We start from the raw sequence: 20,034 nt of genomic DNA on the forward strand, positions 1-20,034 counted from the left end.
GGTAAAAATTTAATTTTGGGGGAATTAAAGTGGAATTCTTCTCTAACCTGCTCGCCTCGCTTCCGGGCGCGGTGGCACAGGGTCTCATCTGGGGCCTCATGGCAATCGGCGTGTACATCACCTTCAAGGTGCTCGACCTTGCCGATCTGACCGTTGACGGCACCATGGCAACGGGCGGCGCAGTCTGCCTCGTGCTGATGACGCACGGCGTCAATCTCTGGGTCGCGCTGCTGTGCGCGTTCCTCGCCGGCATGCTCGCGGGTCTCGTCACCGGCGTCCTGCATACCTTTATGGGTATTCCGGCCATTCTCGCCGGTATCCTGACGCAGCTCGCGCTGTTCTCCGTCAACCTGCGCATCATGGGCAGCAAGGCGAACGTCGCGATCAATCCGGATAACTACACGCTGCTCGTTTCGCTGCGAAATGTCAAGAAACTCGTTCCGCAGAACCCGATCCTTGTCGTTGCGGTGTTTACCGTGGTGGTTATCGCGCTGCTGTACTGGTTCTTCGGCACCGAGCTCGGCAGCTCCATCCGTGCGACCGGCGCGAACGCCAACATGAGCCGCGCGCAGGGCATCAACGTCGATTTCAACAAGGTGCTCGGTCTGATGATCTCGAACGGTCTGGTCGCGCTCGCGAGCGCGCTGTACTGCCAGTATCAGGGCTTCGCAGACGTCAACGCCGGCCGCGGCGCGATCGTCATCGGTCTGGCAGCGGTCATCATCGGCGAAGTCGTGTTCAGCCGCATTTTCCGCAATTTCGCGCTCAAGCTGCTGAGCGTTGCGCTCGGCGCGGTCATCTACTACATCGTTATTCAGTTTGTCCTCACCGCAGGTCTTAATACCAACGATCTCAAACTGATCACCGCACTTGTCGTTGCGATCTTCCTTGCTATCCCGTACTGGAAGGGCAAGTATTTCCGCGCGGCAGTCAAGACCAAGAAGGAGGGCCGCTGACATGCTCGAACTCAAGGGTATTTACAAGACGTTCAACGCCGGAACGGTCAATGAGAAGCGTGCGATTGACAACCTCAATCTGACGCTGGAAAACGGCGATTTTGTCACGATCATCGGCGGCAACGGCGCCGGCAAGTCCACCACGCTTAACCTGATCGCGGGCGTTTTCCCGGTGGATGCTGGCACGATCAACCTCAACGGCTTCAACCTGACGCATCTGCCCGAGCACAAGCGAGCGAAATATCTCGGCCGTGTGTTCCAGGACCCGATGATGGGTACGGCCGCGACCATGGGCATCGAGGAGAACCTCGCGCTCGCGTACCGCCGTGGTCAGCGGCGCGGTCTGCATGCCGGCATTACGAACGAGGAGCGCAAGCTCTACCGTGAGAAGCTCGCGACGCTCGGTCTGGGTCTGGAGGACCGCATGACGAGCAAGGTCGGCCTGCTCTCCGGCGGTCAGCGTCAGGCGCTGACGCTGCTGATGGCGACGCTGCGCAAGCCGGATCTGCTGCTGCTCGACGAGCACACTGCGGCGCTCGATCCGAAGACCGCAGACAAGGTGCTTCAGATCACCGAGGAGATCGTTGCGCGCGACAACCTCACCACCATGATGGTCACGCACAACATGAAGCACGCCATCCAGTACGGCAACCGTCTGATCATGATGGATTCGGGCCGCGTCGTCGTCGACATCAGGGGCGAGGAGAAAAAGCACCTCACCGTGCGCGATCTGCTCGAAAAGTTCAATATCGAGAACGACAGAATGCTGCTAAGCGAGTAAAACTTCCAGGGGGGACGCTGTCCCCCCTGGATACGTTTCCGGTTCCGGAGAAACCGGAAACGATACCCCCCTCTCGTCCGCACAAGGTGAATTGCCCTGAAAGGGCAAGAGAAGGTGCCCTGGGGTGCGGCGGACGAGGCCGCGCCGCCGCGGCGCGGGCAGAGGGGTAAAAGTCCGGCGGAGCTGGACTTTTACGGGGAATTTTATGCGGCGCTCTGCGGAGCGCCTGTCCTGCCTGTTTTGCCGAAGGCAAAATGCGGCAGGAGACTGCGCCCGAAGGGCGCGAAAAAGGCACGCCCTCGGCGTGCCTTTTCTGTTTTGCTTCCTTTATAACACCTGCGACATGATGATGGCGCAGAGCATGATGGGGATATTGAACGCGATGAAGGTCGGAATGCAGGTATCGCGGATATGATCGTGCTGGCCGTCGGCGTTCAGGCCGGAGGTCGGGCCGAGCGTGGTATCCGAAGCCGGAGAGCCTGCATCACCGAGCGCGGCGGCCGCCGAGATGAGCAGAATGGTCGCCGGGGTGGAAAAGCCGAGCGAGGCGCACATGGGCACGAACAGCACCGCAAGCACGGGAACCGTGCCGAACGAGGTGCCGATGCCCATCGTGACGAGCAGACCGATGAGCGTGATGACGACGGCTGCGACCGGCCTGCTGCCGCCGATGGCGGAAATGCCGGCGTTCACGAGGGCGTCAATGCCGCCGGTCGCCTTGATGACCGAAGCGTAGCCGCCTGCGACGAGCATGATGATGGCGATCTGACCCATCAGACGGATGCCGCCCTCGACCTGCGCGTCGATTTCATTCCATTTGATCGCGCGGAACACGACGATCACGACCAGACCGCACAGTGCGGACAGTGCGAGATCCTGACTGATGACCTGCACGACCGCGACGACGATGGCCGCGCCGAGCATGACATAGTGGCGGTATTCGAGCTTTTCTGAGATTTCCTCAGAGGCCGAGGTGTCGGCTTCCAGATCACAATATTCGCGCGGCCTGCGGTAGAGTACGAACACTGCGATGAGCAGACCGAGCAGCATGGCGATGCCGATGCTCCAGTTCGCGGCGGTGACGTCGCGTACCGTGACGGAAAGGCCGTTTTCCGTGAGGTTATCCGCGATCACGCGCTGAAAGATCAGGCCGAAACCGAACGGAATCGTGATATAGGGGACCTTGTGGCCGAAGGCGAGTGCGCACGCGACCGCGCGTCGGTCGAGCCTCATGCGGTTCATCATGCCGAGCAGCGGCGGCACGAGAATGGGAATGTAGGCGATGTGCACGGGGATGAGGTTCTGCGACAGGCAGGCGACGAGCGTCAGCACGCCGATGAGGGCGAGTCTGTGACCGCCGAGCAGGCGCGAGAGCTTTTTCGACAGGATTTCGGCAAGGCCGGTCGTGGAGATGCAGGTCGCGAACGTGCCGAGCAGGATGTAGGCGAGCGCGGTCGTAGCATTGCTTGCGAAGCCGCCCGTCAGCAGCTGCATGACGGTCTGCGTGCCCTCCGGCGCGGAGAGCAGGGGAATGCCGCCCGCGACGCCGCCGATGATGCAGGCGATGAGCATGGAAAGCAGTACGTTGAGGCCGGTGAGGCACAGCGCGCACAGAACGAGCACGGAAACCGTGACCGGATTGATGAGTATGCTGAAAATCGTGGCCATATCTTGTGGAAATTCCTCCTTCAGACAGAAAACTGGAAATAAAAACCGTATGCAAGGCGCGCTTGAATACGGTAAAGTGCTGAAATCTTTCCTATTTTATCAGAAAAACGCGGACAGGTCAAGACGATGACCCGAAAAACAGCAAAAAGAGCCGGTTTTTCGATAAAGTTTGTTTTTGCGATGTTGATGTTATCGCGCGTTAGCGCGCATGAAATAGCGTTTGCTGTGCAAACGCAAAAAAACCGAGGACATGCGCCTCGGTTTTTTTACTCTTAGAGGGAGAAAGTTTCCGAATGGGAACTTTCGGACAACTCGTGTTCTGCGAAGTCAGAACACACCTTGTCGGGGAAAACGAAGTTTTTCCGACAGGCATTTTACTGCTCGCGGAAGATGACCTCGCCGGTCTCCGGGTCCATGCCGTCCACGATGGCGAGAGACTCGAGATGGTAGCCGAGGTTGCGGATGGTGCGGCCGCCGTACTGGAAGCCCTTCTCGATGGCGATGCCGATGCCCTCGACCGTGCCGCCGGCCTGCTGAACGATGGAGATCAGACCCTGAAGCGCGTAGCCGTTGGCCAGAAAATCGTCGATGAGCAGCACGTGATCGTCTGCACTCAGGAATTTCTTGGAGACGATGACCTGATTCTTGCACTTGTGCGTAAAGGACTCGACCTCTGCGATGTAAACGTCGCCATCGATGTTGATGCTCTGCGATTTCTTCGCAAAAACGACCGGTACGCCGAAATGGCGTGCGACGATGCAGGCAATGCCGATGCCGGAGGCCTCGATCGTCACGATCTTGTTGATGTTTTCATTCGCAAAGCGGCGCTTGAACTCCTCGCCCATCTTGTCGAACAGCTCGATATCCATCTGATGATTGAGAAAGCTGTCAACCTTGAGCACGTTGCCCTTCTTGACCACGCCGTCTTTTACGATGCGTTCCTCTAAAAAATTCATGGCGAACCCTTCCTTTTGTGTCCTGTGTTGTTAACAACAGTATAACAAAAATTTCGGGAAAATCCTACATTTTTCGCAAAGAATTTTCCGGCGGCGGAAAGCGGGCCTGCGGATTGCACGGAGCGGTCAGACCGTGGTATAATGAAAGTATCTATCGAGAAGGGAACAGGGAGCGGCGGGAACGCATCTCTGATGAGGATTTCTGTTATGGAACTGATGAAAAACAAGGTATACCGCTGCCGGATCAGCGATTATACAGCGGACGGCACGGGATTTGCAAAGATCGAGGGGCGGGCGGTGTTCGTGCCGCGCACGGCGGTCGGGGACTGCTGCGATGTGCGCATCGTCAAGGTCACGAAAAACGTGGCGTTCGGCCGCGTGGAGAAGCTCGTGACGCCCTCGAGCGCGCGCATCACGCCTGCTTGCCCGGCCTCGGACAAGTGCGGCGGCTGCTGCTATCAGCACATCACCTACGAGGAAGAGCTGCGCGCAAAGGAGAAGAAGGTGCGCGACGCGCTGACCCGTATCGGAAAGCAGGACGGCGAAAAGCTGCTCGGCATCACGGGCGCGGAAACGACCGAGCACTACCGCAACAAGGCGCAGTATCCGGTGGGCCGCGACAGAGAGGGCAATATTGTGACCGGCTTTTACCGTCCGCGCAGTCATGACATCGTGCCGGTCGAGCGCTGTCTGATCCAGTCGGAGAAGGCTGACCGCCTCGCGGGCATCGTGCGCGAGTGGATGACCGAATTCGCGGTCCCGCCCTATGATTACGAGACAAAACGCGGCACGATCCGCCATATTTATGTCCGTACGGGCGAAAAAAGCGGTGAATGCCAGCTGACGCTGATCTCCGCGACGCGCAAGCTGCCCGAGCTGGATAGGCTCATCGAGCGTCTGCGTGCAGCGGAGCCGTCGCTGACGGGCATCCTGATCAACCACAACCAGCGCGGCGACAACGTCATTCTGGGCGACCGCACGGATGTGCTGTGGGGCGAGCCGATGCTGGAGGACAGGCTGTGCGGCAACACGTTCCTGCTCTCGCCTCATGCGTTCTATCAGGTCAATCACGCGCAGGCTGAGCGCCTGTATGCGTGTGCGGTGGACTATGCCGGACTGACCGGCGGGGAGACCGTGCTCGACCTGTACTGCGGCGCAGGCACTATCACGCTCGCGCTTGCGGCGCACGCAAAGCACGCGGTCGGCGTAGAGATCGTGCCCGAGGCCATCGAGAACGCGAAGAACAATGCCAGACGCAACGGGGCGGAGAACGTGGAGTTTTACTGTGCGGATGCCGGACAGGCGGCCGGACGGTTCAGCGGCATTGATGTGCTCGTGGTGGACCCGCCGCGCAAGGGTCTGGACGAGACCGCCCGCGACGCGATCCTGAAGATGCAGCCGCCGCGCGTGGTCTATGTTTCCTGCGACCCGGCAACGCTCGCGCGCGATGTCGCCGAGCTGTGCGGCGCAGGCTATACCCTTGAAAAGGCGCAGGCCTATGACCTCTTCCCGAGAACGTTTCATGTGGAGACGGTGGTCCTCTTGTCACGGGAAACAAATCCACTGACGGTTGAGGTCAGAATGGAAGTGGAAACCGGCGAGGTCAAGGAGCATCCGACCTATAAACGCATTCAGGAGTATGTGCAGGAAAAGTACGGCTTCAAAGTCCATACGGCATATATTGCAGAGGTCAAGCGCATGGTCGGGCTGGATATGCACAAAGCACCGAATGCTGTTGAACAGAGAAAACATGAGTATCATCCCTGCCCGCCTGAAAAGGTCGAGGCAATCAAGGATGCGCTGCGGCACTTTGGCCTAATCTCAGAGTGAGTTTACGGCTAAAAACCCAGCATCACGTCAATGGCGTGGTGCTGGGCTTATTTTTTGTCGTGCTTGGGGGCTTTTTTTGAGGATAAAACCGCCTGTGTGCCGTTTGCTTTTCTTTGCCATATTGACACGCTGTCCTCTGTTCGTCGTGGCAACTGTGCGTTTTCGGGATAGAAAATGGACACTTATCTTTGTATAGGGAGAAAGCCAGAGAGGAAAAAGAGGGTGAGCGCAGGCTGTGGGAACGGTGCGTAAACCGCTTGCGGTTTTCCACGGTTTCCATAGCAGCAGCGAGGGAGAAAAGGGAGAGGTGGCTTTCTCGCTCAGGCGGCTTGCCACTGCTCTTTGGCTCTCCCTTTTCTCCCTGAAAATCAGGGATTATTCCGCATCATTGCTCGGCGTAACAGGACGAAAGTCCTCCTGAACGCCCTCATTGAGGTCAAAGCACATGGTTTTTGCATCGGCAACCCAGAACCCGCGCACCCTGTAACGCTTGCCGGGAATCCAGTCCTCGCCGGTGACAGCGCGAAGCGGGTCAAGCAGATTCTTGTTGGAGATCGTAACAACACCTTTCTGTTCGCCTCTCGGCTTGGAGAACTTGAAGCCCTTCGGTTCGTTGCTCTTGCAGGAACGGATCGCAAATACCCTCGCTTTCGCATCCAGCAGACACAAAACGAAGGCAGGATAGCCCAGGTCCTCAAGCACCTTCTTGGTGAAAGTCACGCCATTCTGATTCAGGAACATATCCGGATAGGCGTTGATGTTGGAGTCGATGGTTTCAAAGTTTAAAGCGGAAAAATCGAAGTTCATAGTAAAAATCCTTTCATTTCATAGTGTTTTGCGCCTCATCCACGATTTTCATAAACTCCTGACGTTCCATAAAAGACCAGCGGGAATCCATGATCAGATAGCCCTTGAAAAGACCATCCTTTACGCGGTATGCGACGAAGTGATTGCTCAAACGGCGCAATGTAGCTCGTTTTGCTGTGCTATGCCGCTCTGACAGCAGCTTTTGTACCTTGATCCAATCCTCTTTTTTGATAATCGCTGTGTGGTGATTTTCCTTGAAATACATATTCAAATCTGTATTTTTGACGGATTTATGGGTGCGAAAATCCTTGGTATAGGTTTTCTGCATCAAAGCATCACCGCAGTATTTCTCATTTCGGAGGATGCTGCGGACAGTACCAGCAGACCAGAGATCGTTCCCCATTGGAGATTTGATACCCTGTTCTGTCAGCGCAGCGGCGATTTCTGCCGGGGTGGCGCCCTCCAAGCAGCTTTCATAGATGTACTCAACAATTCTTGCCTCGGTCGGCTCAATGACAAGCCGCCCAAAATGATCACGATAGAAGCCAAGCGTGTTCTGAACGGAGAACTTGTAGATGCCCTCCGCCATGCGCCAGCGGATACCAGCCTTAATTGCCTCGCTCTTTTGCTGGGACTCCATTTCAGCCAGAGCTGCCAGCAATGAGATCAGCAGATTATTCCGCCCATCGCCGGTATAGGTGATTCCTTCTGTCTCAAACTCAACGGAAACGGGCGGGTTCAGCGCAGAAAGCGTTCGCAGATTGTCCAGAATATCCACGATATTTCTACCAAAACGGCTGATGCTTTTCGTGAGGATCAGGTCAATCTTCCCGTCAACTGCGTCGGCAATCATTTTCTGAAAGCCAAGCCGCTTTTCAACGGTAGTTGCGCTGATGCCCTCGTCTTGATAAATCTCAACCAGTTCCCATTGCGGATTTGCCTCAATCCTCTTGGTAAAATGGTGGATCTGTATATCAAAGCTGCCGACCTGCTGTTCCTCCTGTGTGCTGACGCGGCAGTACGCCGCAACACGGAGTTTGGGCAGCTCCTCTGCAAGTTCCCGCCGTTTCTGCGGCGGGATGATAATAACACCATTTCCACGCTGGTTATAAGAAATCTCGTCCTGCATCTGGCGGCGTTTTTGCTCTCTGCGTTCAGCTCGACTGCTGGTTTGCCGCTCTGCTTCTATCGCTTTGGGGTCAAGCGGTTTTGCCATATTCCGCCTCCTGCATCAGAATCCGTCTGTGTTTTCTGCTTTGCATCGGCACACCACCTCCTTTGACCGATTTCCAATTTCATTACTACCACGCTCCTTTTTGAAAATTATGACAATCCACATACGCGAGGTAAGCGGAACAGTCACCCAAAGAAAAAGGCAGCAGAATTGCTCCTGCTGCCTGAATCTGTATGAACTTGTAAGGAGATCAAAATGTTTCTCCGTCGTAATCACGGCGTCGAGACAGGGGCTTATTTCACACCATAGGTGATGAAAAATCAGGGGGTAGATATTATCGACCTCCACGGCAGAATAAACCCCAATTACCACTCTAAAAACCGCCGCATAAATCAATGCTTGTGAAAGCCGAAAAGTAATTTCCCGATTTGCATACTCATTACACGGAATCGCGCTCTACGGTACAGCGTTCCCGGTGTTCGGAACGGGAAAGGTTTTTGCGGATTGGCGCAATCCCGTCCGGTTCCGCGAAACCGCATAGGGGCTGTTATGAACAGTGCGTCATTGCCGCCTGTCAGAATCGCCCAGAAACGGGATTCACAGCGCCGCGACAATCTCAACAAACTTGCTCATGCTGACTGCTCCTTTTGGCAGGTCGGCATCCTTTTCAAACACCATGAAATACCGATACTGGTTTCCTGCATGACCGCTCCACATTGCGCCGAGGTCGATTTTCTCCCGGCTGTCATCATTTTTCAGGTGTTCGCCCTTGGTTTCCGCAAAGATGATCTTGCCCTTTTCCGTCAAAATCAGAATATCAGGATAGTGATTGATATAGCCGTTGATACAGAAGCCCTGACGGGAAATGTTTCTGTGCCACCAGCGCACATTCGGCAAGGCGGTCAATTCCATAATCAGCTTTTGTTCCAGCTTGTTCATATCGCCGTCCTCTGCCTGGTACAGCGATTTCGCGTAGATGTCCGTATGCGCAGCGGGATGAATTGCGTCTGGCAGACGATAATACGGCAAGCATACAATGCGTTCGGTGGAGAGCCAGTCGGAGAAGTTCTCCCGGCAATGCTGCTCCAACAGGGCTTGCACCTTGTCCTTGATTTTCTTTGCATAGCCAAGCGGCGCTTTCTCCATTGCTGCAAGCTGGTCCTTGCTCATGTTGCCGACAATGCGCTCTATGTAGGCTTTCAGTTCGGCAGCGTCCACGCCATTCAGCTTGTTAAGCTGACGGAGCATAATTTCCTTGCACTGGCGTACCCGGCTTTCCGGGGGCAGACTGTTGAAGTATTCCTTGAAATACTGCTGCTCCGGGCTGGACATTTTGAACACACGGGGCAAGCCGTTTTCCTTGTTCTCAATATCCACCTTAACGATTCCATCATCCGCTGCGGCAAAATCAATGTCGCAGTCCTTGTTTTTCAGCGTGAAGCCCTCGGAAAGCTGCGCTTCATCCAGCAGCACATGAGAACCATCCGTAAACAGCGTATTCGGAATAACTGCAAAGAACTGCGGGATGACAAGGCGCTCAATATCTTCCCGGAATTCCGACTTGACAGCGAATGTAGGCATCTGTTCCCGCACCTCCCACGGCGTTTTTTGCAGATAGGGGTCATTGCCCGACTGCTGGATCGCGGCATTGTAGGCTTGTCCCGCGCTTTCTGCTTCGGATAGCATACTGTCGGCTTTCGGGGTGGTTTCAGGTGATTTCTCCGCTTCTCTGCGCCGCTGGTATTCTTCATTGACTAACGTCCAGTCCACACCGGAAACGTCCTCTTCGGGCGATTCCAAAGGGGTTTCCTTTTTGGAACACCCATTATCAATCGTGATTTGCACTGGGTCAGGGGCTTTCGGCGTAGGCGGCTCGGAAACGCGATAATCCTTATCGCTGAAACCTGCGTCATTCAAGCCCTGAATGATGCCTTTTACGGTTTCGTTGAAATCATTGGAAGATGTCAGCACATAGGACATATTCAGGGATGACTGCCTGTGCTGGGTGGTGTGGGGCAGACGCAGGATACGTCCCAAAATCTGCTCCACCTGAACCTGACTTGTCTTGTTGGCAATAGACGCAAGAATATAGGCAAAGGGGCAGTCCCATCCCTCGCTCAATGCGTTGACCGTGATAATATAGCGAATCGGGCAGTCTGCGGACATGAGTTCGGTGTTTTTTAGCTCGTTCACGTCCGCTGTGCGGATGGCGATTTGCTCTGCGGGTATGTCATAGGCAATCAGCTTTTCGCGGATTTTCTCAAAGGTAGTGGCTTCTTCCTTGCCTTTCGGCTCTGCCTGAAACAGCACAATGGGGCGAATATATTTTTTGCTCACGGCATATTCGGCTGCGGCGAGTTCTTCCAGCTTGTTTCTCAGGTCGATTGCGTCCAGAATGACCTCTGCCTGACTGTCGCGGTTGTAGACGATGACGGGCAGCTTTACCATGTGTTCGGTCTTTAGCTGTACCGCGTCCACATGGGAGATAATATTGCTGTCCTTGCGCGGCGTGGCGGTCAGGTCCAGCACAAAGCACGGATTGAAATTCGCCAGCATTTCCCGGCTCAAATCCGAACGGGCATGGTGGCTCTCGTCCACGATGACAAGCGGGTTAAGCTGGTTGATAATCTGGAACAGGGCGGTTTCGTCCGCGCCCTCAATGGGGCTGTCAGGTTTTCCTAGTACCTTGGGGAACTCCGCGAGGTTGCTGTTTTCCTGAAACGCCTTACGCCCGTCCTTTCTGCTGGTGCGGAACGAATCGTAGGACAGCACCATAATAGAAAGCTGCTCTGTGACCGCCGTGGGATTGAAGTTCTGCCCGTTCAGAAGCTCCTGCTTGGTGTAGACCTCCACGCGCCCGCCAAAATCCACGTCGATTTTCTGACGGTAGGGGTGGGACGTATCTTTCAGGGCTTTCGCCGTCTGCGTCAGAATGGCTTCTGACGGGACAAGCCAGACAACCGCTTTCGTCTTGGTGACGGGGAGTGCGTCAAACACCGGGCGAATGGCGTTGCAGGCGATAAAGGTCTTACCGCCGCCTGTCGGCACCTTGATGCACAGGTTCGGAACCCCGGCTATAACGTTTCGGTATAGCCCTAATCCCGGTGCGCTCTTTTCCCGCCAGAACTGCTCAAACGCTGTCATATAGTTCTGCGTTTCGTTCAACAGTTCCAGATAATGCGTCAAATCCGATATGACCGCTTTCTGATACCCTTTCATTTCCATACATTGTCACCCCCCTTACAGTCTGCTGATGTCCCGTGGGATTTTCTTGAATACAATGCCCATCTGCGCCAGCTTGTCCTCCGTGATTGAGGAGCGGTCGGCGTAAATGATCGTGCCGCTGGTCTTTTCCGTGATGGTGGCAAGGAACGTATAATCCAGCACCGTCACGCGCTGCGGCTCGTAGTAGAAGTAATAGCCAGTGTTGTTGTGCTGACCGAGGTAATACGGGTTGCCGCCGCTGGGCGGGGCGTAGGGCTGCTTGGTTTCCATGAACCAGATGTATTCGCGGATTTTCTCTGGGGCAACGGCTTCGTTCAGGCAATCGCCCACCAGCAGTGGTTCGCCTAGGTCATAGAAGCTGAAATTGCCGCCCGTACCCTCCACGGCGTTCTTGCCTTCGCCATAGCCACGGATCACACGCTTCACGCGCTCGGCGGTGATGCTGTCGGCGTAGTCACCCATTTCAACAAGAATGAACTTTCTATTTCCTCCATCCCTATTGAGGTCTAATACAGCATGAGCAGTCGTTCCCGAACCTCCAAAGGAATCCAAATATATCCCGTCTTTATCATCCTTTCCATCAAACACAAATGAAAGTAAGTACTTTATCAATTCTTTCGGTTTGGGGTTGTTGAAGACCTTTTTGCCAAAAATCGTTTCAATTTCTTTCGTTCCATCTTGGTTATAGGGTCCTGTTAAAATGGATATTGGTTTTCCCAAACGCATAACACCATTCTCGTCTTTTAAGTACTGCTTGAATCGAACGCTCCATTTTCCACTGTTTTCGCTAAATACAACTTCATCATTTTCAATAGCTTGATACAAGCGAGATTTCTCCCATATCCACTGTTTATCGGGGTATATTTCCACTCCATTGTGATAGACCGGGTATACCAAATTAGGGCGATCATCTTTGCTTCGTGTTGCAAGCGGCTGCGTGATGAAGCCACCACGCACCTCAAACTTATCGTCCTTCATTTTGTATTTCTTGATTTCTTCCTCGGACAGCGGCGCAGCAACAGAAAGTAGAGGTTGCTTCGAATAGCAGACAATATACTCGTGAACGTTTCCTACACCACGGGTAAATGCTCCCGGACCGTATTTATTCTTCCAAATAATTTCATGGACAAAGCAGTTAGCGCCAAATATCTCATCTAAAATCAGACGCAAATACTTTATTTCATTATCATCAATGCTGATGAAAATAACACCATCGTCCGCCAGCAGCTTTTGCAACAGCTTCAGCCGCGGGTACATCATGCACAGCCACTTGTCGTGGCGGGTCAAATCCTCGCCCTCTTTGCCGACAACCTCGCCCAGCCATCTTTTGATCTTCGGGTCGTTGACATTATCGTTGTAAACCCAGCCCTCGTTGCCAGTGTTGTAGGGTGGATCAATGTAAATGCACTTGACGCGCCCCTCATACCGGGGCAGCAGCGCTTTCAGGGCTTCCAGATTATCGCCCCGAATGATCATGTTTTCGCTGCCGTTGTCCTCGTTGTGCTGTCCGTTTTCATCAAAGCTATACTTGCGCTCCAACACCCGAAACGGCACGTCCTGATGGTGATTGATCACCTTGCTTTTTCCAATCCATTCAAGTGTTGGCATGGGTATCCTCCTTATTGCTGCCAAGAGCTTCTTCTATGGTTTCAGCGCGAGAAAGAACTGTTTCCGGCTCTTTGTGAAGCACGCCAAGTAAATCAGTTTTCAGTGAACATCCGGCTAAAATGTTTAATTCGTCAAATGGCGCAACTTGCCGACCGTCCAGATAATTTGCAGTCCGAACAGATGCCCTCGCTATGCTTTTGAGGGAATCCTCCATTTGTCTTGTATCAAGGTTTATATCCGCTGAAATTTTCTCCGTATAAGCACTGAGATAAGTTACCGTTCTTTTGTAGGCAGTACTCTTTTTTGCTCCATCAACTCGGTAAGACACAGAAACCTCCACCTGCGGAAATACAGATTGCGCTATATTCCTACCGCATATTGCGACTTTGCCTTGTACGACTTCTTCTGGATAAAGCTCAAATGTTCCTTTAAAAAGATCGTCAAGATAGAGATTATTGGAGTTGCCGTTGTTTTTGATTCCTGTTATTCTGATCTCTATATTTTTTGCGGCGGTTTGCCCTGAATTTTTTATGCGCAAGTATAAAATGGAGTTGAACTCAACAAGACTCATGCTGAGTTGTGGCTGAATACTGTCTTTATACTGCTTTTTGTTTTGATGATTTGCCATAAATGCAGCTATTGCAGTAATTGCCGCAATAAGAGCGGATATTGCCGCCACCAACAGAGAAAACTCCTGTATGTGGTCGCAAATAAACTCAAAGAGTGCCGTGCGTTCCATGTCTAACTCCTTCTTGAACATCCTGTAAAGGACCTGTTGTGTATCGGAAGGACTAAATCTTTGTCCAACGCTGTCATCGTTTGTCGAATCGACGATTTGGGTAGAGTCGTAACCAAGGGATCAGTGCGCCCATTCGCACCCGCGAGGTGGAATAGACCCCATTATTTCGAGTTAGAGTCGCTGATATAATCTGCGGCTCATTTTTCATTTTCGACGGGCTTCTTGATATACTTGCCGTTCTTGATTCTCGCGTCCGCTGGCTTCTCTGCGTCCTCTGGAATCCCCCAGACCGAGCCAATGCGGATAGCACCGGGGACGCGCCCCTCGCCGCACAAAATCTGAATACGGCGGGTGGAGATACCCCAGCGTTCGGCGGTTTGCGCGATAGATAAATACTTCATGGGCGATACTCCTGTTGCAGTTCAGTTCTGTATCTGCTTATAAAATCACAGTATAATTATAATCGTCAAAGCGAATAAAAACAAGGGCTTTCTGAAAAGTTCAGGAAGTATTTTCAATTCAGACATGAAAGGGGTGTGGGGATTCCCCAAAAATCAAAATGGGCGTATCGGCTACAAGGCTGAAACGCTCATTTTTTCGGTGTGTACGGACACCGGATGTGCTTGCTACTCTCTCAAATCTCATATCCGCAGATACAACGCGCTCCCGCTTTCGCAAAAGCAGGGGCGCATATTTTTTGAAAATTTCTCATTTCGATACCTGCGTTTTGACTAAAAATTGTCCGTTGTAAAGTGAAAAGAAAAAATTTTGCCGCCATACTCAACAAACGGCAAAAAGGTGTCCGTTGTAAAGTGAAAGGAGTTCTTTGATATGCCAGACCGCACACGACCCATCCGCAAAGAAATCTGCCTGAATGAGCAGGAATTGAGCATGGTTCGCCACAAGATGAACCAGCTTGGCACCCGCAACTTCGGCGCGTATGCCCGAAAAATGCTGATTGACGGGTACATCATCAAGGTCGATTACACCGAGCAGAAAAAGTTAGCTGCCGCTGTCAACAGGATTGCCACAAACATCAACCACGTCTGCCGCCGCATCAACAGCACCGGTCACGTTTACGAGGATGACGTTGCCGAACTGAAAGAGCGAATGGCTGACGTATGGGAGCTGCTGAAAGTACAGCAGAGAAACGAATTGTAATTCGGGAAAGGAGTACAGATATGCCGCGCATGAGTAAATCAAAAAAGCTGGAATGGTCGTTCTTCCTGAATGACCGGGGACGCAAGGCGTACAACACGCTCTGCCGCCGCTGCGTCCACGATTGCAAGCAGAGTTTCCGGACGGTTGTCGTTATTTGCCCGCATTATCAGTCAAAGAGGGCAAAAAAGGGTGGTACATCTGCGTACTCCCCTCGCGGACCTGACAGAAAACCGCCATAGCAGCCGTATCACACCAGACCAGAGAGGATGTGATGAAAAATCTATTTCAAACTGAACACCGCGTTGCCGCCGTTCATTCCCTTGCCGCGCTTCATACTGGCGGGCGAATACTCCATCAACGCAAAGCTGCTTTACGGACTGCTTCTCAACCGCACCATGCTTTCCCAAAAAAGCGGCTGGGTGTCCGAGGATGGGAATGTGTATGTGATCTATACGATCAAGCAGATGGCGGATGACCTAGACCGGAGTGAGCGGACGGTCAAGACCGCCCTGCGGGAGCTGGAAAATGCCGGGCTGATCACCCGCGTCCGTCAGGGCTGGAATCAGGCGAACCGCATCTTTCTGCAAATCCCAGACAGGGTGCAGGTTTCTTCCCGTCCAGAGGGCAATATCTGCCCAATGGATGTGCAGAATTCTTCCCCTTGCATGGGGCAGAAATTGCCCACAAGTAATACTGATGCAGAGTATAAAGAACATAGTAAGACCGAAAGAGTAGAGAGTACGCGCCGCCGATATGGAGAGTTTCAAAATGTTTTCCTGTCAGGCGAGGAATGTTCCCGGCTGGAAATGGCTTATCCCGGCAAAGCTGCCGAATACATTGAGAGGCTGTCCCGGTACATGGCTTCCAATGACAGGCACTATGCCAATCATTACGCCACCATCAAGAAGTGGTTGGACGAGGACAGCAAGGGCATGAGCGCGAAAAACTACACCTACGACGATAACGAGGGAGAGTGTCTATGAATCCAATTTTTACGAAAATGGTTGATACCGTTGAAGCTGCTAATGCCGCACCTGACGATTACATCAATCCTGCCGATGAGCTGAAATACTGCGGCAAGTGCCACACGCCGAAAGAAGCCTTTTATCCCGCAGACCTTCAGGCACAGGGTTTTACCAAGCACCCGGTTATGTGCAAGTGTGCTGCCGAGCGCCGAGAACGGGAAGAAGCCGAACGCCGGGAATATGAGCGAATGTCCTACATGACGATGCTCCGCAGCGAGGCGTTCCGCGATATGCCCGCCTCTGGCTGGCGGTTTGAGTCAGCCGCAGTTACAACGCCCCAGCTTGCAAAGTTGAGGGGTTACGCGCAGAACTGGGACGAGTTCAAAAAAGCGGGAATCGGGCTGCTCCTGTTCGGGAATGTCGGCACGGGAAAATCCTATGCCGCTGGCTGCATTGCCAACGCTCTAATTGACCGTTTGGAGTCTGTCCTCTTTGTGGGAATGTCCGACGTGGTCAACCGTATGCAGGGCAATTTCGGCACAAACCGCGACCATTATATGAAATCGCTTATGCGCCCTGACCTCCTCATTCTGGATGATTTGGGTGCAGAGCGTAACACCAGCTTCGGCAAGGAGCGCGTATTCGATGTGGTTGACAAGCGGCTGCTGACAGGCAAGCCCATGATCGTCACGACCAATATTCCGCTTTCCGTTATGAAGCAGGCTGCCGATCTGGATGACCGCCGAATTTATGACCGCATCTTGGAGGTCTGCGTCCCGATCCGCTTCGACGGGGAGAACTTCCGTAAAGGCAATGCCAGCGCGAATATCAAAAAAGCCGCAGAAATGCTGAATGGGTAAGCTGTTGCAGCAGCTTACCCACCCATGAGACAGGAATATTATTCAACCGGCTTTCCTGTTTCTTCTGAAATAAAACGACCTTCAAACCGACAGCCGATAGCCGCCGCTATTTCCTGCAACTCGCTTTCCCTGAAATTGTCACGGCGCATTTTGCCGCTGATATTTTGGGTTGTGCAGCCAAGCTGCCTTGAAAGCTGACTGACAGTTACGCCTTGCTTCTTCATAGCAGCCCGGATAACCTGAGCCATACTCATTGACTTCACCTCCGGGGATTTTCAAAGTAATTATACATGAGAGCAAGCAGAAATGTCAATTCAGGAGTTACCGGAGAATCGCTCCGGAGCTATTGACCCATGATTGGAAATAGCATATAATAGTAACTGCTGAGTTACCATTGAAAGAGCGGCACTTCATTCGGCTGACGAACATAACGTCAAATGGAGTGATTACATGGTAGAAAACGAAAACTACAAGAGCTACACTGCAAACAATGGAACTGAGCTTCGCTTTCCCAAGGAGAGCGTGATTCAGATGACAGCAGAGCAGAGAGACTGCTACCAGAACTTTATCAATGTTCTGGCACAAATCCTGATTAAATATGCTGCCGCAGAAAAGGAAAATCAGAAAATCTGAGCAGAGTATTCCGGGCGGTCGATGACCGCCCGGTCCTGCAATAGGAGGAAATCTATGTATAATACGAAAGAGGGCAAATCGTGTGTTATCTATATCCGCGTCAGCAGTGAGCGTCAGGTAAAGGGGTATAGTCTGGACGGGCAGAAACACTATCTGGCTGAATGCGCCGAGCGTCGGGGTATGACCGTTCTTGATACCTACGTTGAAGAAGGCAAAAGTGGCAAGAGTATCGAGGGGCGGACGGAATTCCAGCGGATGCTGGATGACATTCAGAGCGGAAAAGTCCATACGGACTATGTGCTGGTTTTCAAATTATCGCGGTTTGGCAGAAATGCGCGGGATGTGTTGAACTCCCTTGAGTTCATTATGAAATACGGCGTTCACCTGATGTGCGTAGAAGATGGGCTTGATTCCTCAACCTCTATGGGAAAAATGATGATTACCATTCTCGGTGCGGTAGCTGAGTTGGAGCGCGAGAACATCATTGCACAGAGCCTTTTGGGGCGCGAGGAAAAAGCAAAGTCCGGCGGCTGGAACGGCGGCTTTGCACCCTATGGGTATCGTCTGGTAAAGGGCGATGACAAGAGTAAAGGGAAATTGGAGACCGTCCCGGAAGAAAAGACTGTCGTGCAACTGGTTTTTGATATGTTCCTGAATCGCAACATGGGCTACACGGCAATTTCGGGCTATCTCAATCGAAACGGTTATACTCGCCCACCGGCAAAGAATGCCATCCGCCCCAGCTATGGAGAGTGGAGTTCTGACCACATCAAGAGAATGCTTAGCAATCCGGTTTATACGGGGCGCGTGGCATGGGGAAAGCGACGGACAGAGAAAGTTCCCGGCAAAGATAACGAATATCGACTTGTGAAGCAGGACGAGTATATTTTGAGTGAGGTTATTTCCCATGAGGCGTTTGTTTCCAAAGAGGATTTTGACAAGGTTCAGGAGATCAAAGCCATTCGCGGGAAAAAGGGTAATCATAACATCGGTCAGTATAATGCACATTTGCTTTCCGGTATCGTAAAATGTCCGCAATGCGGCGCACCTATGTACATCGGCATGACCAAGTGGACAAATCAGGACGGCACGGAGCGCCGCACAGAATCATATGTCTGCTCCTATGCGACAAAACACAGGGGGACTTCGGTCTGCCGCAGGAATGGTGTGGTTGCCAGTCAGGTTGAGGACGAGGTGATGGAGTACACCCGGAAGATTGTCCGCAATCCGCAGTTTATCAAGGATTTGCAGGAAAAGGTAATGACCGCCGTGGACATGACCGAGGTCGAGAATGACATTACCGCCTATAAAAACCAGCTATCTGCATTACAGCGCAGCCGCGACAGCTTGGAGCGGGATATTGACCGCATTGCCCCGGATGACAAGTATGCAGAGCGCCGCCGCGCAGATATGACGCGCCGCCTGAATGACCTCTATGACCAGATTTATAAGGCGGAGGATCTGCTGCAAGAGAGCCTGATGAAAAAGGCAACTCTGGAAAGCGAGCAGATGTCTGTACAATCGATGATCGGAATCCTCTCGTCTTTTGACGCAATCTATGATAGAATGAATGCGGCAGAGCGGCGCGACCTTGTGAAATACCTGATTTCCGAGGTTGAGTTGTTTCCGCGTGAGGAACAAAAGACGCAGAAACGCTTTGTAAAGGCGATTGCGTACAAGTTTCCCATTGAGCAAAAGGTGCTCACGCAATTTGATGAATGCGGGGCATCTGTCGAGACCGTCGCGCTTTTGACCAGAACGACCCGATAAGGTGAAAAAATCAAGCCTTCCCGGCAAAAAACGGGAAGGCTTTTTTCGTGCATATTCAGAACACAGCCTGTCGGCGAAACGCTGGTTTTGCGACAGACTGAGGACGGGCTCTGCGGCCCGTCCTCAGCGAGTGATATAGATGAAAAGGAATAGAAGGAGTCGTTATTCGGGACGGATGAGGGTATATTTACCCGAACGGATGAGGTCGGCGTAGCCGAAGCTGTCCTCGGGGAGGGTTTCGGCAAGGATGCCGGTCGTGCCCTCGTCGCCGGGGCGATGGCAGTCCGAACCGGCGGTCATGAGCAGATGATGCTCCTCGGCGTAAGCGAGCGCAAGGTCATTGTGGCTGTCGTGGCGCGGATTGAGATTGAGGACCTCGACGCCGTCGAGCAGCTCGGCGGGCGCCGGAGTGCACTTGTTGCGGAAGGGATGCGCCTGAATGAGCAGCGCGCCGTCTGCGCGGTACTTGGGCGCGAACGCCTCCAGACCCTCGCTCATGACGCGCTCCGGGTCGGCCAGCAGCTCGTCATGGAAGCCGTACAGCAGGTAGTCGTTCTGAGAGCCGTCAAAGCGAAGCTCAGCGCCCGCATAGACGCGGATGCCGTACTTTTCGCCCTCGCGCTTGAGACGGTGGTAGCCGAGCAGGAAGTCGCGGGTCTTGCTGCCCGGGGTGGACAGGTCCATTTCGATGTAGTCGAAGGTATCACGGTTGTAGTGGTCGGTCACGCAGATGGCGTCGTAGCCGGCGGCGGAATACGCCTTCATGATGGCCTGTGCGCCGAGCCAGCCGCAGTGGGAAATATAGGTCGTGTGGAGGTGCGTTTCGATTTTGTACATGATTATCTCTCCTTTTCCGGGAGTGAACAGCGCTTTTGCGGCAAAACAAAGGCTGCCGCAGGAA

Annotated in this window: 19 protein-coding genes; 9 read left to right on the plus strand and 10 right to left on the minus strand. The window is 53.1% G+C overall.

All coding sequences use genetic code 11. The features are described from left to right. The first annotated feature begins 29 nt into the window (after positions 1-29). Both H8S02_RS06345 and H8S02_RS06350 read left to right on the plus strand, forming a co-directional pair. Positions 30-956 carry an ABC transporter permease gene (locus H8S02_RS06345; RefSeq protein WP_118722646.1) on the plus strand — a complete coding sequence of 309 codons (927 nt, stop codon included), beginning with the start codon at positions 30-32 and terminating at the stop codon, positions 954-956. A 1-nt stretch (position 957) separates the two neighbouring features. Next, complete coding sequence (locus H8S02_RS06350; RefSeq protein ID WP_118686038.1) at positions 958-1,737, plus strand: ABC transporter ATP-binding protein; 780 nt, start codon at positions 958-960, stop codon at positions 1,735-1,737. A 327-nt stretch (positions 1,738-2,064) separates the two neighbouring features. Here the strand turns inward: H8S02_RS06350 and H8S02_RS06355 are convergent, their stop codons facing one another. Both H8S02_RS06355 and H8S02_RS06360 read right to left on the minus strand, forming a co-directional pair. After that, complete coding sequence (locus H8S02_RS06355) at positions 2,065-3,405, minus strand: Na+/H+ antiporter family protein (RefSeq protein ID WP_186969817.1); 1,341 nt, start codon at positions 3,403-3,405, stop codon at positions 2,065-2,067. A 374-nt stretch (positions 3,406-3,779) separates the two neighbouring features. Further along, entirely contained in the window at positions 3,780-4,361 is a 582-nt protein-coding gene (locus H8S02_RS06360; protein ID WP_118686036.1) for a xanthine phosphoribosyltransferase, read from the minus strand. Positions 4,362-4,568: 207 nt separating this feature from the next. Between H8S02_RS06360 and rlmD the strand changes: the two genes are divergently transcribed. Continuing rightward, positions 4,569-6,191 (plus strand): 23S rRNA (uracil(1939)-C(5))-methyltransferase RlmD, encoded by a 1,623-nt coding sequence (gene rlmD, locus H8S02_RS06365; protein WP_186969818.1) that lies wholly within the window; start codon positions 4,569-4,571, stop codon positions 6,189-6,191. Positions 6,192-6,566: 375 nt separating this feature from the next. Here rlmD and H8S02_RS06370 read toward each other — a convergent pair whose 3' ends face one another. The 6 genes from H8S02_RS06370 to H8S02_RS06395 all read right to left on the minus strand — a co-directional run bounded on the left by H8S02_RS06370 (position 6,567) and on the right by H8S02_RS06395 (position 14,145). Then, positions 6,567-6,998: a hypothetical protein gene (locus tag H8S02_RS06370; RefSeq protein ID WP_118685707.1), complete on the minus strand. Its 432-nt coding sequence runs from the start codon at positions 6,996-6,998 to the stop codon at positions 6,567-6,569. 13 nt (positions 6,999-7,011) lie between these two features. Continuing rightward, positions 7,012-8,214 carry a recombinase family protein gene (locus H8S02_RS06375; protein ID WP_118722649.1) on the minus strand — a complete coding sequence of 401 codons (1,203 nt, stop codon included), beginning with the start codon at positions 8,212-8,214 and terminating at the stop codon, positions 7,012-7,014. 555 nt (positions 8,215-8,769) lie between these two features. After that, positions 8,770-11,397 (minus strand): DEAD/DEAH box helicase, encoded by a 2,628-nt coding sequence (locus tag H8S02_RS06380; RefSeq protein ID WP_186969819.1) that lies wholly within the window; start codon positions 11,395-11,397, stop codon positions 8,770-8,772. A gap of 15 nt (positions 11,398-11,412) precedes the next feature. Further along, positions 11,413-13,005, minus strand: coding sequence for a site-specific DNA-methyltransferase (locus H8S02_RS06385; protein WP_118722651.1), 1,593 nt, complete (start codon positions 13,003-13,005; stop codon positions 11,413-11,415). Beyond that, a complete protein-coding gene (locus H8S02_RS06390) occupies positions 12,992-13,744 on the minus strand; it encodes a hypothetical protein (RefSeq protein ID WP_147357956.1) in 753 nt (250 codons plus the stop codon). Before H8S02_RS06390 ends, H8S02_RS06385 begins: the two co-directional genes overlap by 14 nt. Before the next feature lie 197 nt (positions 13,745-13,941). Then, a complete protein-coding gene (locus H8S02_RS06395) occupies positions 13,942-14,145 on the minus strand; it encodes a DNA-binding protein (protein ID WP_118722653.1) in 204 nt (67 codons plus the stop codon). Between the two features lie 430 nt (positions 14,146-14,575). On the opposite strand from H8S02_RS06395, the gene H8S02_RS06400 reads away from it, so the two are divergent. From H8S02_RS06400 to H8S02_RS06410, 4 genes are all read left to right on the plus strand, one after another. Beyond that, the gene (locus H8S02_RS06400; protein WP_021899272.1) at positions 14,576-14,905 is read left to right on the plus strand and encodes a plasmid mobilization protein; all 330 of its coding nucleotides are present in this window, start codon (positions 14,576-14,578) and stop codon (positions 14,903-14,905) included. A gap of 20 nt (positions 14,906-14,925) precedes the next feature. Then, on the plus strand, positions 14,926-15,144 hold the full coding sequence (locus H8S02_RS12540) for a hypothetical protein (protein ID WP_021899271.1): 219 nt from the start codon (positions 14,926-14,928) through the stop codon (positions 15,142-15,144). 63 nt (positions 15,145-15,207) lie between these two features. Further along, a complete protein-coding gene (locus H8S02_RS06405) occupies positions 15,208-15,888 on the plus strand; it encodes a replication initiator protein A (RefSeq protein WP_158576968.1) in 681 nt (226 codons plus the stop codon). Beyond that, a complete protein-coding gene (locus tag H8S02_RS06410; RefSeq protein WP_118722655.1) occupies positions 15,885-16,730 on the plus strand; it encodes an ATP-binding protein in 846 nt (281 codons plus the stop codon). Before H8S02_RS06405 ends, H8S02_RS06410 begins: the two co-directional genes overlap by 4 nt. A gap of 38 nt (positions 16,731-16,768) precedes the next feature. Here the strand turns inward: H8S02_RS06410 and H8S02_RS06415 are convergent, their stop codons facing one another. Then, positions 16,769-16,984 (minus strand): helix-turn-helix domain-containing protein, encoded by a 216-nt coding sequence (locus H8S02_RS06415; RefSeq protein WP_021899267.1) that lies wholly within the window; start codon positions 16,982-16,984, stop codon positions 16,769-16,771. Positions 16,985-17,180: 196 nt separating this feature from the next. On the opposite strand from H8S02_RS06415, the gene H8S02_RS06420 reads away from it, so the two are divergent. Then, complete coding sequence (locus tag H8S02_RS06420; RefSeq protein WP_118722656.1) at positions 17,181-17,363, plus strand: hypothetical protein; 183 nt, start codon at positions 17,181-17,183, stop codon at positions 17,361-17,363. A 54-nt stretch (positions 17,364-17,417) separates the two neighbouring features. Beyond that, positions 17,418-19,133, plus strand: a complete 1,716-nt coding sequence (locus H8S02_RS06425) for a recombinase family protein (protein ID WP_186969820.1) — start codon at positions 17,418-17,420, stop codon at positions 19,131-19,133. A gap of 162 nt (positions 19,134-19,295) precedes the next feature. Here H8S02_RS06425 and H8S02_RS06430 read toward each other — a convergent pair whose 3' ends face one another. Further along, positions 19,296-19,970 (minus strand): PHP domain-containing protein, encoded by a 675-nt coding sequence (locus H8S02_RS06430; RefSeq protein WP_118685719.1) that lies wholly within the window; start codon positions 19,968-19,970, stop codon positions 19,296-19,298. Positions 19,971-20,034: the final 64 nt, after the last annotated feature.

The sequence above is a fragment of the Agathobaculum hominis genome, from assembly GCF_014288055.1.
GTDB lineage: Bacteria > Bacillota > Clostridia > Oscillospirales > Butyricicoccaceae > Agathobaculum > Agathobaculum hominis.